This is a genomic window from Legionella sp. km772, assembly GCF_003989735.1.
Classification (GTDB): domain Bacteria; phylum Pseudomonadota; class Gammaproteobacteria; order Legionellales; family Legionellaceae; genus Legionella.
The window spans coordinates 1-13,530 of the sequence record NZ_RZGQ01000083.1 but is presented as its reverse complement, the minus strand read 5'-3'; the positions used below and the strand labels follow the sequence as shown (position 1 = coordinate 13,530).

The following is a 13,530-nucleotide window of genomic DNA, read 5'->3' as shown; positions in this document are numbered from 1 at the left end:
TTTTGGAAAATCAAATAATCACTATAAAGATCAAGCATATCCATTTAATTCCCTCCCTAAAATTAAGGGCGGAATTCTAATGCTTTTTAGTCAAACTACAAGTTTATGTGCGTAACATGAGATAATAATTGAGTATCGCTAGAAAGCGATTATTTTCGTTTAAAACCAATGGCAGCTAGACGCTCTTCTAGCGATGGATGGGTAGAAAAAGCACTGGTTAAAGATTTAACTGGGTCGAGATCTTTAGGATCAAAAAGATAGGAGGCTTGGCGGACCTGCTCATGAGGAGTGTCGCCATATTCCTGTGCATACTCCTGGGCATGTTCTTGATGATCAGTCGATATTTTAAGCAAGGCACGCGCCATCGGTTCATTATCCCGCATTAACTCCACGCAGCCAGCATCAGCCATGAATTCTCGGGTTCTACTCAAAAATAAGGTTAAAAACACCGTAATTAAAGGCAGCAAAAAACGCAGTAAGACGATGATCATGAAAAATTTATTGTCGTCTCGTTTATTATTACGCTTGTAGAGGGTGGAGTAAAAAAGAATATCGATGACCATGAGTAAAATATTACTCAACACCGCTACCGTTAAGGTTAATTTTATATCGTGGTGGCGAATGTGACTTAATTCATGCGCCATCACTGCTTGCATTTCTGCCCGATCGAGCTTTTCCATCAAGCCTCGGGTAATGGCGACCATGGCAGACTTTTCACTATAACCACTAGCAAAAGCATTCATGTAGTTGGCTTCAATAATAAATACTTTAGGCATATACTGCAGACCAGCAGCAACTTTCATTTCTTCAACCACATTATACAGTTGCTTTTCTTGCAAGCTGCGCGCAGTTTCCGGAGTCACCTCATAATATTCTGTTCCTAATAACATAAGCCGATCATAGCAAGCATAGGTAACACAAAGCGAAATGGCCGCAATACCAAACATTAATAAACTGGCATAAGGCATTTGCCGAAAACTAAGTAAGGCGAACAAAATATCTTTAATCGGCACGTTAGGGTAAAGAGAGTAAACCATAAAGGTATCGGCAAAAAGACCCAGGGCAATGAACATTAAAAAAAAGAGCGCGATAACCCCTTTGGTTTTGCGCTCATTTAATCTTAATTGACCGCGCCAATCAGCAACAGCACCATGATAATCAGTAATACTCATAGTTTTATTCTCAGAATTTTACTGTGTAATCTTCTTTTTGTTGAATTTGTTCCTCTGCTAAGCCCCAGTAAATAAATTCTTTATCCAAAGCTGCGGCAAAGAAGGAGACCACCATCGCCTCAAAGAATGATTTTTTCTTCGCATTATAACGTTCAATCCCATCATTATAAGCTTGTTTCGCATAAGCAAGTTTATTTTCGGTATTAACAATTTCTTCTTGGAGCTGGGCAACATTCTGATTCGCTTTTAAGTCGGGATAATTTTCAAAAACCACATTTAAGCCCGAGGCAATTTGCGAAATACCGTTTTCGGCAGCCATTCGCGTTGCCTCATCTCCTGATGCTTTTGCGGCTTGGGCTTGATTACGCAAAGCCACAACATCCTTGAGCGTAGTCTTCTCGTAATCCATGTATTGTTTCACGGTTTCAATAAGTGATTGAAAGACTTTAAAACGGCGATCCAACTGAATATCGATTTGTTTTTTATTATTGTTAATCGCCTCAATTAAAGCGATTAAACTGTTGTAAATGCTGATTGCCCAGAAAAAAAACAAAGCAACAATAATTAGCACCACTACTAAGAAGCTTAGCATGTTCATCCCTATCGGTTAATTTCATACCTAATTTATAGCTCGAAACTGCGAAAAAAAACAGCAAGGCAGTAAGTTTTATTATAATCCTAAAATAGGCTTTAAAAATTGACCGGTGTAGGAGCCTTTAATCAGCGCTACTTGCTCCGGAGTTCCTTCCGCTACTATTTTGCCGCCCTTACTTCCGCCCTCTGGCCCTAAATCAATGAGCCAATCTGCGGTTTTGATAACATCTAGATTATGTTCAATGACCACAATGCTATTGCCCTTTTCCCGTAAACGTCCTAATACGGCAAGCAATTGCTTCGTATCATGGAAGTGCAAACCGGTCGTAGGTTCATCAAGAATATATAAGGTATTGCCAGTATCGCGTTTTGATAACTCTCGAGCCAGTTTAATGCGCTGGGCCTCCCCCCCCGAAAGCGTTGTAGCACTCTGCCCTAATTTGATATAGGATAATCCCACATCCAATAAGGTTTGACACTTACGGGCCAAGCTTGGGATTGCAGCAAAAAAGCTGGCAGCCTCCTCAACAGTCATCTCTAAAATTTCATGAATGTTTTTACCCTTATAAAGAACCTCCAGAGTTTCACGATTGTAACGCTTGCCTTGACATACATCACAAGCCACATAAATATCAGGGAGAAAGTGCATTTCCACCTTAATTAAGCCGTCGCCCTGACAAGCCTCACAGCGCCCACCGCGGACATTAAAACTAAATCTACCGGGTAAATAACCGCGGGCCCGGGCCTCCGGCGTCCCGGAAAATAAATCACGGATGTCGGTAAATAAACCAGTATAGGTTGCAGGATTAGAGCGAGGGGTGCGTCCAATTGGGCTTTGATCGATATCAATTACTTTATCGCATAAGCTTAGGCCTAAAATCTCTCGCGCGGAGCCCGGAACCAATAAACTTGCCCGATTTAAGGCATTAGCAGCTAAAGGGTATAAGGTATCATTAATAAGGCTTGACTTCCCTGAGCCGGAAACCCCAGTGATACAAGTTAATAAGCCTAAAGGAATACTTACGGTAATATCGTGTAAATTATTACAAGTCACTCCTTTTAAATGAATCATTTTTTCAGGATTAGGGCTTAAACGCTGTGATGGAATGGCAATACTCTGTTTTCCAGATAAATATTGCCCAGTTAATGAGCGGGGATTTTTCATGATTGCTTTAGGAGTACCACTAGCCACTATTTCCCCACCATGAACACCGGCACCAGGACCAATGTCTAATACATAATCCGCATTGCGAATGGCATCTTCATCATGCTCCACCACAATGACAGTATTACCTTGATCGCGTAAATGAATTAAGGTGCGTAATAGGCGATCATTATCACGTTGATGTAAACCAATTGAGGGCTCATCTAAAATATACATGACGCCCACTAAACCAGAACCAATTTGGCTCGCCAACCGTATTCTTTGTGCCTCCCCGCCCGATAAGGTTTCTGCACTGCGGGTTAAAGAGAGATAATCTAGGCCAACGTTCACTAAAAAACCGAGGCGCTCAACAATTTCTTTATTAATTTTTTCCGCAATTTGGCCTCGATAACCAGACAAATGTAAATTTTTAAAAAATTCATAGGCTTTTTCGATGGAATAGGCACTAATTTCCGGTAGGTTTTTATTATCAATAAAGACATGCCGTGCCTCTTCTCGTAAACGAGTACCATGACACAATTGACAAGGACGGGCAGATAAATACTTCGCTAACTCTTCCCGAATCATTCCCGAGTCAGACTCTCGATAACGTCTTTGCATATTGGGGATAATACCTTCAAAAGGATGGCGCTTTACCATATAACCACCATGGGGCCGATGATAATTAAACTCAATAACTTCTTCGCCACTTCCAAAAAGAATTGCCTGACGATGGGTCTCATCCAAATCACAAAAAGCACTATTAATATCAAAGCCATAATGCTTGGCTAAAGATTCTAGCATCGAAAAATAATAATTCGTTTTCTTATCCCAGCCACGCACAGCACCATCAGCAAGACTCAAAGTTTCATTATGAACCACGCGCTCAGGATCAAAAAATTGATCCACACCAAGACCATCACATGCAGAACAGGCTCCCATTGGATTATTAAAAGAAAACAATCGCGGCTCTAGTTCACTAAGACTATAACCACATTCAGGGCAAGCAAATTTAGAAGAAAAAACTAAATCATCAAACTGCTGCTCCATGGACACTACCAAGGCAATGCCGTCCGCTAAATTCAAAGCGTTTTCAAAGGACTCGCTCAGTCGCTGTGCAATATCAGGGCGAACTTTAAAGCGATCGATGACCACTTCAATAGTATGTTTTGTTCGTAAACCTAATTTAGGTGGCATGTCTAATTCATATAACTCGCCATCAATCCGCGCCCTGACATAGCCTTGGGCTTGTAACTGCTGTAAAAGTTGCACATGCTCACCTTTGCGCTCTCGAATTATCGGCGCTAAGATCATTACTTTGGATTCTTCAGGCAAGCTTAATACTTGATCCACCATTTGGCTCACAGTTTGAGCATGTAAACTCACCTTATGTGTCGGGCAACGCGGCTCTCCAACCCGGGCATAGAGCAAACGCAGGTAATCATAAATTTCGGTAATTGTGCCCACCGTAGACCGCGGATTATGCGAGGTGGCCTTTTGCTCAATCGAGATCGCGGGAGATAAGCCTTCAATAGCATCAACATCGGGCTTTTCCATCATGGATAAGAATTGACGAGCATAGGCTGATAAGGACTCGACATAGCGACGCTGACCTTCCGCATAAAGGGTATCGAACGCTAAAGAGGATTTCCCTGAGCCTGATAAACCGGTTATTACAATTAATTTATCGCGAGGAAGATCTAAGTCTAAATTTTTAAGGTTATGGGTTCTTGCTCCCCGAATGCTTATTGTTTGCATAAAACTCTGTAATTGTATTAAAAAATAACAAAGTATAGCCGTGCTGGAGGAAGAAAACCAGTTAGATTTCAAATGGTTCTTTGCGTTTAAAAAACTGTTACGCTGGGGTCTTTAGACCTGTTCGCCTCAAATCTGTCTTTATTTTATCCAAAAAAGACAGTTTTTTCTTTTAAAAAAGGTAAAAAAATAATATAATTCAGCCTTACTCGCAAGCATCTATTGGTGATTAGGAATTATTTGGAGAAACACCCTAATGCATAGACTAATTTATACCCCTCTTCTTACGCTCCTTTTTTTTATTAATACAGTCCAAGCAAATAATCTTACCGAGATAGAACAAAATATCAGTGATACTGTTATTACAACTAAAATTACCGCTAAGTATACTGAAAACAAGCTAAACCCTTTAAAAATAGCCATTGAAACCAAAGATGGCGTAGTTAATTTAAGTGGGCAGGTGAAAGATAAACAAGCCTTTATAGACGCCTTACGTATTGCTAAAAATACGGCCGGGGTTAGAGCAGTTCAAGCGAATGATCTAGAGATAAAGAAAACAAACTCCTCTTTTACTGACACCTTTATCACAGCCCGCGTCGAGACCGCTGTATTGAAGGCGAAAGTTTTGGATGATGAATCGATTCCTTTAGTAGGGATTAATGCGAAAACGATTAATGGTGTGGTAACCTTATCGGGGCAAGTAAAAAATGCCCAATCGATTGCTTTTATTATTAAGCGGGTCAATGCAATACCTGGGGTTAAAAAAATTATCACTTATTTAGAAGTTAGGGATGAGACATGAACTCTTTACTGAGATTCAAATTTTTTCTATGGCATTTCAGTCAGTTCAAAGTCGCCATGATAGGTTATGTGCGCCCCCGTCTTATTACTTTAAATGAACAAACCATAGTAATCCGCATCCCTCTAAAACGACGCACAAAAAACCATTTGAACTCTATGTATTTTGGTGCCTTAGCCGTAGGCGCTGATTTGGCAGGAGGTTTTCATGGCTTATATCACGCGGATTTAGCAGACTGCAAGGTATCTTTAGCCTTTAAATCCTTTCAAGCGCAATTTTTACGCCGCCCCGAACAGGATGTATACTTTGTCTGTGAGGCAGGTGGACTAGTAAAAGCCATGATCGAAGAAACCCAAAAAACAGGTGAACGTATTAATAAACCTATCCCCATTATAGCCTATACGAATTACCCTGAGAAACCTGAAGCAGTAGCCCATTTTACTTTAGAACTTTCTTTAAAAGCCCTCTCCCATCAGACGAAGCAATAAAGCAACAAAAAGACTATTAAAAGTATAAAATGTAGCCTTAAGGCTAAGTTAATAATTTTCTTTTATACTATAGTTAGTCAAACCCATGTTTTACTGGAGTGCTATGCTTACAAAATTAGAAGAAGGTATAGAGTTATTAGAGTCCTTTAAAACACATAAAATTTCCTCGCTTATTGACCAAATCAACCTTAAGGTTTTTGCTGCGTTAAGAAGCTCCAAGCTCAATCCCCAAGTAGCGTCTTATTTTGCCGACCTCCCCATCGACCCAGCAATAAAAGATCTTGAGCCTACCCCTGCCAATGCCGAAAAAATTAAAAAAATATTGGCCGATTATTATGGCAAGATGCCCCTTAAAGGCTATGAGACAGAACCTGAAAATGTCACCCAAATCAAAAAGATGCTTAACGCCTTATATTATGCCCATAATAGTTTTACCAATTTAGAAAACCTTAATTTAAGGCAGGGTATTATTAAGGATGCTAGTGAACTATATAATTTATACCAAAAAACCATTGATGATACCTACGAAGCCAGCTATTTGCTAACTCATTTGGATGTGGATGTTCAGGAAATGTTCCAAGAGGAGCTGCAACTTATTTACCCTGCCATTGCGACCTTGGGGAAATTTGTCGAGCAAAATAGTGAGCAAACTAAATTATTAGCAGAAAATATTAGAAAATTTCCCATCAGTTACGCAGCCGGTGAGATTACCGGAACCGCCCTTGAGCAAATGCAACCAAGTAGCGGTTCTCTCGATTACAATTTTCTAACTCAGTTCAGTGCCTCTTTACCAAGCTATATCGATAAAGTAACCCAATATGTTCAACAACATTCCTCGCAGCTCATTGCCCAGGAACCAGGACTTAATAACGCTAAAGTAGAGGAGTTACAAAATACAGCACTCGCCTTATTAAATGATTTAGAAAATCTCAAAAGCAGCAATCGTTTTTTCCTTTCTTTTAAGGCACTTAAATACATCCATATTATTAGTAATATCATTACCTTATCTAAAAGCTCATTGGAGCAGATTGGCCATTTAAATGAATCCTCGCAAGATGTGATTCGCGATAATTTAGCGCAGCTTAAATACGAGGTCTTCCCACAACTATTTGGTTTGGTCGATAAAATTGAAGTGAATTGCATGCTAAAACCGGGTACTTTATCCGCCCCCTTGATGGAGAAAGTCAAACCCCTCTATGATACTTTAATTCATTATGCAAAAAAGCCAGTTAATTTTGAAGCACGCGGCGAAGAACTCTTAACTATTGAAGATTCGCGTTTCGTTTCTTTACGTTTAGAAAAAACCTATCAACGTATTGATGCAGCCAATAAAGCCTTATTTAAAATTAAAAAAATTGACGAAGCTGGCGCCCGTTTTTATACGACCTTAAAGAGTGAGCAATATAAAAATTTAGCTTTAAGCGAACTCCCGCAAGAAATTAAAACCCAATTGATCGAAGATTATAAAATTATTAAACCCTATATGAGCCAGATTAACGCTGACTTTAATGAGTTAATTATTCATAGTTTGCAGGGTACCTCAGCCAAGGGCTATTTGGCCAGTGCTTGGGATTGGTTCAAAGGAAAGATTAGCTCGACAACCCCCTTACCCGATGATCACATGAGCTATGTTTTAGCTACAGAAGAGTTGTTCAACAAATTAGTCACAAAAAAAACCAATACCCAAAAATTCCATATTGATTTAAATAAAAACTTAATTGAGTCTGTGCTTAAAACCACCGATTTAACCCTCTATCCTTACAGCGATGCCACAAGCGTTATCACGGCGGAACAATTGGAAAAAATTCCTGCACCGCATTTTCCACCCGAAAGGACGCAAGAAACTTATTTCATTGACGAAACCATTGCGTTAAGAATTGCCGGAGAACATAACCCACGAATAAAATTAGTGGGCGAGGTACCATTAAAAACCATTGTTAATCCTGAACTGCTTAGTGGTGATCAAACGTTAGCATTATACCAGTGGTATAAAGACAAGAGTCAGAGGCTGGAAAAAGCACAGAAAGCCTATAACCAATTTGTTGATTTACTGGCAGAGCAAATCCAGGAATATTATCCTATCCCGCCTCATGTGTTAAATTTCAATCAGCTCCATGAACCGCATCAAAAACAATTACGCGCTTTATACCAAGAGTTTAGAACCCACTTTTTAGATGGAGTGCCTGCAGAGATGCAGACTCTCGCAACTTCTTTTGATAAGTTTTTAAATCCCACCCCTATTGATAGCCCTCTTCTAGCGCCACCCGTTCTGGGAGAATTTAATAAATTAGATGAGCATTTCCAAACTTTTTTTGAAGACACTGAATCAAGATGGAATAAGAAAACTCAATTTTATTTAAAACAAGCCAAACATAAATTTGCTAGTGAAGAGCAAAATGTATTCTTTGTTGATGAATCACGAGCCTTGAGAGCCGCGGGGGAATTAAACCCCTCTTTAAAATTCTCTAAAGAACAAGGAAAAAAATTAGTTGCTGACCCAGAGCAACTAACCTCTAATCAGGCGTTAACCCTGCATCAGTGGTATCGAAATAAACGTGACAAACTTGAAATAGCGCAAAAAGCCTATGAACAATTTATCAAGTTACTTAATGAGCAAGCCCAAAAACATCCAGACCTTGGGAGTGCAAAATTTACCTTAAAGCATTTAGAGCCTGAGGTAAAAATTGAATGCCGAAAATTATATAATTTATTTCAATCCTATTTCATCAATGGTATGCCAGAGGCCGGAAGACAAGAGGCTTTAGAGTTCGACCGTTATTTAGTTCATTCCTTTGCCCAGGATAAAACAACGGATAAGGCACCCTCTTTAGATATCTTCGCCAAATATAATGATCATTTTCAAGTTTATTTTACCGATATGGATTTAACCTGGCGGAGAAAAAGCCAAGCTTATTCAAATTTAGCCCAAGAAAAATTGGCTAGTGAAAATAAAAAAGCAAGCCTAGCCCACGATGCGAACGCAGATAGAGCTCATTATTTAATTAAGCACACCCATTACTCCAATTTTGTCTATGAGTTCCGGCAATCCTTGCAGCAATTAACCACTAAGTTTAATGCCGCAATGCAAGAAGAATTAAAAATAAAATCGGCAACAGGAGTCCCTTATCCCGAATTACAAGATAAATATTTAGCAAAAGCCCAAAGTAAACAAGTCTTAGCGATTAAAGAAATATACAATGGTCTTTATCATGCAGAGCAGCTTATTCGGGAATTAGAAAATCTTAATGATAAAAGTCATAAAGCAATCTATGTCCTATACCTAATTAAAGCCTATAGCCAAATTAATGAGTTAGTAAAACTATCAAAAAGCTTGTCACAAGATGAACATTTAAAATTAATTAGTGGTGAGTTATTAGAAAAAGCACAAAATCTCTGGGCTACTATTCAAGAAAATATTGAACCCTACCAAGAGGCGGCAGCCGATGTTGCGCCCTTAGATAAAAACGTAAAATTCAACGGGCTCTGGTACACGCTAAATACCTTTTATGTCATACCCAAACATATTCGAAGTTTACGGAATGCCTCGACTTTAACCCAAGATGACTTAGATAAAGTGCATGTAAGTGCAAAAAAGGCCGCTCTATCGATTGAAGCCATCATTAATAGTTCTGACTCCTATTTTAAACTGTTTTTACAAGCGCCCAATATGTTGCGTTTATTCCGTGAGTTTAAAGGCCAGCTTAAGGAGTTTATCAGTACAGTACATGATACGGCGACCAGTAACCTCGGTGAATTTAATACTAAGATATTTACCCCTATGCTGCTTGAGGCCGATCAATGGGAAGATCAGTTAGGTTTAGCTCCAGGCACCTTCTCTGGACCCTTGAAAAAAATGCTGGAGGAATATTATAAGGGTTTATTACATCCTCTTAATTTACCCTCCAAAACCCACCTCGATTTTGTTTGCGATAAGACCCCAATTACTATCCGCAAACAAATAGCACAACAAAAAGTGGATGATGCTAAAGCACACCTCGAGAAAACAGAATCCAATTATGCTGAACTTATTAAACTTAATGCGCTCATTGAGGAATACAATACAGAAACCGGATCCATCCTTTTTGCACCTGATAAAGATAAAGTAAATCAGCTCATGGTAAAAATCGCAGCAGCTTATAAAGAAGCCCTCCCCCGTCTTGTTGCTTTAAATAGGCAGTTAGCTTTCACACCCAATCCTAAAATAAGTGAAGAGGATATAAAATTTGATGCCCAACTTAATGCGGGTTTAAAAGACTATGATTATAAATTGAGTGACATTCGAGCCTTAGTTAAAATTAGCCATGCTCATTATTTAGGGCTTAAAAACACCTACAAAATGAAAGAAAGTTCGGCTCAAGAAAAAATAACTTATTTAACCGAGTTGAACGCTGCGCAAGATATTGCTAATGAGCGTTTTATCTTAGCGTATACGACAGAGTCTTTCGATAAACAATGTAAAGAACTGGCTTACCGCCGTGCAGGGCTTCAGTATGTTCATAAAGAATATTCCGAGAAATTAGAAGCGGATTTATTACGCTACAAAGCTGGGATTATTCATAAAGCAAAATCAGAAGAGGATATTAATCAAAGTATCAGAGCATTATTAATTGAAAAAATCGAAGACTTCGAACGCAAAAATTTTGCGCAATATTATAAGCTTGATCGGATACAAGTGGCTCTAGCTCAATTTAGCAATTACTTTAGCCTTTCCTCCTCATCCGTGTATGAAAATGATAAGACCATCAGGAAAAAATCTGCTGAAATTGATAAATTGCTCACCATTTCTAAAAATGAACTTTTAAGTGTCGAGGAACGCATCAAACGGATTCACCAAACGGTTGAGAAAGATCCCAGTTTTTCACGAATTATCTTAGAAGAAAAACCCCTAGAAGCCTTTAGCTTTGATTATTTTAAATCTTGTATTTTGTTTTTATTACGAATACTGCATATTTATACACCAGAAAAAGATGCCAATCTGCGTGATTTAAAAAAGGCAACTAAGGAAGAACACTCCATTTCAGATCTTAGTAAACGTTTCGGTTTGTTTGCGGTGAAGAAAAAAGAAGAGGAACTTGCACCGGAAGATCAAGCAAGCCTGCAGGGGGACGAAAGCCCAGTGCCGCCCCTGTCTTCACCGCCTTAAGCATCTTTGGCAAAGAATCTTCTCTCAGGTAGGCTCAAGTTTGCTAGTGGAAGGGGCATACATTGGGAGGAGACTCTGAAGTAGCAGCTCACTAAAATAAGGTAGCGCTTAAAAATTTAAACTCGCTATATTATTCTCTGCATATTTTTCACGTTCACTTCCAAGATGATAATTGGATTTCATCGTCGTCATTTCTCGATCTGAAAAAAGTTTATATCTGCCTTGGCCACGAGCGCTTGCTTCAAAAACTAGGACTGAACTAGACTTGGCCTCATTAATGGTGGCAATCATGCTAGCCATTAACAGCCTTAATTCGGGGTATACTTTTGCAACAGCATCCAAACCCTGAATAATAGTTTGTTCAAAATAGCCTGCATTTTTAGGAACTATAGTACGACTAGAATAGCATGAGCCATCTGTAAGGGCTTTAGCATCGGTGATAAGCTCGCCATTTTTAAAACGTTTAATCTGGGCTTGTTTAATAGCATAGGCAATGATATTTTTAAAATCTTGTTGGGTAGTCAAAAAATCATCTGCGCCGCGGGCTTGAGCTAAACTCTCTAAACGTTGGTTCGTACTACGCGCAACCTCTTCAAGTTCCTGAGTTAATAAGGTTAGAGTACATTTTTCTTTTAAGTAGCTCTTCATCCAAAACTCATACCAGCGCGAATTCCTCTGATTAGTGTTTGGGTCTAAATAGCAAAAGCCAGTTTTAAAATTTTCTATAACCGCGTAGAGATTAGGCATAGCGTCCTCCTATATAATAAAAACGTCATAATACCTTAAATAAGAACAAAGTGGTGCAAGTCTAGCTTTGCTCGATAAGCAGGTTCGCTCCTCTTTTTCCTATACAACCATGATTGTTTAATACCCAATAGTTACTTATAATGCGCCCGAACTATAATAAGAAAAAAGGTAGAGTCCCAATGAAAAAATTGTTATTACTTGCATTAGGTAGCCTTAGTATGATTAATGCACATGCAGAATCATGGTGTGGATATAAAGATTATTTTCATTTAAGTGATCGCGCTCACCCCGCTATATATGTGGTTAGTGGCTATAGTGAATCGGACGTGATGCTTGAGTTTGTTGGCCCCCGTAGTTTTGTTATTAGAGACAGCTTTCAATGCCGCGCCGGTTATGCTCATGTGACAGTAGCCTATGACCCCTCTAACTGGTGTGTTCTAGATATTCAAGATGGTCCCTATATGAACCACCCAACGGTGAGTGCTTCGTGTAATGGAATGAATTATTTAGGTATTGAGTATGATGGTTTTGGTAGTTACTCTTATACAATTAACCTAGATTAATAAAGCCCAAATGTAGGTTGGCTAAGCCTTACAACCCGAGATAAGCTGGCCTACATGGAAGGTTTCGTCTTTATTCCAGCGAATTGAGTATAATTTTATTCTTTCCTGATTTTTTTGCTTCATAAAGGCTGTGATCAGCAGCACTAATAATAGACTGTGAATCAGTAACATGAGAGGGCTTTAAGGCGACTATCCCCATACTCAAGGTCACATTTTTATACTTATTATTTTTATCAAAAGCAGCTTGAATTCTGGAGCAAAAAACAGCAACCTCATTAGAGGGCATTGACAGAATAACGGCAAACTCATCGCCCCCCAAACGAAATATAATATCGCTCGCGCGGCGAATTAAACTATTTAGAATGTCCGCCACATAGATTAAAAACTCATCACCGCTCGGATGGCCAAAATTATCATTAATCCATTTAAAATTATCGATATCAATAAAAACTAAATTAATATCATAGTTTCCGCGCTTGGCCCGGCTTAATTCCTTACCAAGGATCATATCAAAATAACGCCGATTAAATATATTGGTTAAGGAGTCTGTAATGGACATCGTCCGGACTTCCTCAATGGATCGGCTCAGTTTTAAATTCGTTTCGGTAAGCTGCTCTATAAGTTGATCTTTTTCTTTGTTTAGTTTAGAGGTCATCAGTAACAATCGGGCATTAAACTGAGCAACCAGAAAAACCATTAATAAAAATAAGGCATACATCAGGGCCAAAATCAAATTATTGACCTGCATGAGGTAGAGGTTGTAGAGGATAAGCGGTAAAAACATCGGAAAGACATAGGCATAATAGGCAGGCATGCACATCGACATAGAAGCAATGGAGCCGGCGGCTAATCCACCCAAAACTAAAATATATAATGAGTCAGTAATACCATTAAAATAAGGAAGAAAGATGAAATAACTTAAACCCCACGTCGCTCCCATCAAAAAAGCAAAAACATAAAAAACAGCAAACGCTTTAGTATACTGTTGCCGAAAATAATTCTTTTTAATTACTCATGTTACGCACATAAACTTGTAGTTTGACTAAAAAGCATTAGAATTCCGCCCTTAATTTTAGGGAGGGAATTAAATGGATATGCTTGATCTTTATAGTGATTATTTGATTT

Annotated in this window: 9 protein-coding genes; 4 read left to right on the top strand and 5 right to left on the bottom strand. The window is 38.9% G+C overall.

Annotated features, from left to right (window positions below):
- Window positions 1-149 precede the first annotated feature (149 nt).
- The 3 genes from htpX to uvrA form a co-directional block, all read right to left on the bottom strand.
- Window positions 150-1,172: a zinc metalloprotease HtpX gene (gene htpX, locus ELY15_RS09525; protein ID WP_127099437.1), complete on the bottom strand. Its 1,023-nt coding sequence runs from the start codon at window positions 1,170-1,172 to the stop codon at window positions 150-152.
- A 10-nt stretch (window positions 1,173-1,182) separates the two neighbouring features.
- Window positions 1,183-1,764: a LemA family protein gene (locus tag ELY15_RS09520; RefSeq protein ID WP_127099439.1), complete on the bottom strand. Its 582-nt coding sequence runs from the start codon at window positions 1,762-1,764 to the stop codon at window positions 1,183-1,185.
- A gap of 78 nt (window positions 1,765-1,842) precedes the next feature.
- Entirely contained in the window at window positions 1,843-4,668 is a 2,826-nt protein-coding gene (gene uvrA / locus ELY15_RS09515) for an excinuclease ABC subunit UvrA (RefSeq protein ID WP_127099436.1), read from the bottom strand.
- A gap of 253 nt (window positions 4,669-4,921) precedes the next feature.
- On the opposite strand from uvrA, the gene ELY15_RS09510 reads away from it, so the two are divergent.
- From ELY15_RS09510 to ELY15_RS16700, 3 genes are all read left to right on the top strand, one after another.
- Entirely contained in the window at window positions 4,922-5,467 is a 546-nt protein-coding gene (locus tag ELY15_RS09510; RefSeq protein ID WP_127099435.1) for a BON domain-containing protein, read from the top strand.
- Window positions 5,464-5,952 carry a DUF4442 domain-containing protein gene (locus ELY15_RS09505; protein WP_127099434.1) on the top strand — a complete coding sequence of 163 codons (489 nt, stop codon included), beginning with the start codon at window positions 5,464-5,466 and terminating at the stop codon, window positions 5,950-5,952. The genes ELY15_RS09510 and ELY15_RS09505 overlap by 4 nt, the downstream gene beginning before the upstream one ends.
- Before the next feature lie 103 nt (window positions 5,953-6,055).
- Entirely contained in the window at window positions 6,056-11,095 is a 5,040-nt protein-coding gene (locus ELY15_RS16700) for a protein SdhA (RefSeq protein WP_127099433.1), read from the top strand.
- Between the two features lie 108 nt (window positions 11,096-11,203).
- Here the strand turns inward: ELY15_RS16700 and ELY15_RS09495 are convergent, their stop codons facing one another.
- The gene (locus ELY15_RS09495; protein ID WP_127099432.1) at window positions 11,204-11,842 is read right to left on the bottom strand and encodes a hypothetical protein; all 639 of its coding nucleotides are present in this window, start codon (window positions 11,840-11,842) and stop codon (window positions 11,204-11,206) included.
- 179 nt (window positions 11,843-12,021) lie between these two features.
- On the opposite strand from ELY15_RS09495, the gene ELY15_RS09490 reads away from it, so the two are divergent.
- Window positions 12,022-12,405, top strand: a complete 384-nt coding sequence (locus tag ELY15_RS09490) for a hypothetical protein (RefSeq protein ID WP_127099431.1) — start codon at window positions 12,022-12,024, stop codon at window positions 12,403-12,405.
- A 70-nt stretch (window positions 12,406-12,475) separates the two neighbouring features.
- Here the strand turns inward: ELY15_RS09490 and ELY15_RS09485 are convergent, their stop codons facing one another.
- The gene (locus ELY15_RS09485; protein WP_233586602.1) at window positions 12,476-13,345 is read right to left on the bottom strand and encodes a GGDEF domain-containing protein; all 870 of its coding nucleotides are present in this window, start codon (window positions 13,343-13,345) and stop codon (window positions 12,476-12,478) included.
- Between the last annotated feature and the right edge of the window lie 185 nt (window positions 13,346-13,530).

What these genes read in the sequence shown, in the direction of transcription:
- htpX (WP_127099437.1), bottom strand. Translation starts at nt 1,172, where the DNA reads ATGAGTATTACTGATTATCATGGTGCTGTTGCTGATTGGCGCGGTCAA.
- ELY15_RS09520 (WP_127099439.1), bottom strand. Translation starts at nt 1,764, where the DNA reads ATGCTAAGCTTCTTAGTAGTGGTGCTAATTATTGTTGCTTTGTTTTTT.
- uvrA (WP_127099436.1), bottom strand. Translation starts at nt 4,668, where the DNA reads ATGCAAACAATAAGCATTCGGGGAGCAAGAACCCATAACCTTAAAAAT.
- ELY15_RS09510 (WP_127099435.1), top strand. Translation starts at nt 4,922, where the DNA reads ATGCATAGACTAATTTATACCCCTCTTCTTACGCTCCTTTTTTTTATT.
- ELY15_RS09505 (WP_127099434.1), top strand. Translation starts at nt 5,464, where the DNA reads ATGAACTCTTTACTGAGATTCAAATTTTTTCTATGGCATTTCAGTCAG.
- ELY15_RS16700 (WP_127099433.1), top strand. Translation starts at nt 6,056, where the DNA reads ATGCTTACAAAATTAGAAGAAGGTATAGAGTTATTAGAGTCCTTTAAA.
- ELY15_RS09495 (WP_127099432.1), bottom strand. Translation starts at nt 11,842, where the DNA reads ATGCCTAATCTCTACGCGGTTATAGAAAATTTTAAAACTGGCTTTTGC.
- ELY15_RS09490 (WP_127099431.1), top strand. Translation starts at nt 12,022, where the DNA reads ATGAAAAAATTGTTATTACTTGCATTAGGTAGCCTTAGTATGATTAAT.
- ELY15_RS09485 (WP_233586602.1), bottom strand. Translation starts at nt 13,345, where the DNA reads ATGGGAGCGACGTGGGGTTTAAGTTATTTCATCTTTCTTCCTTATTTT.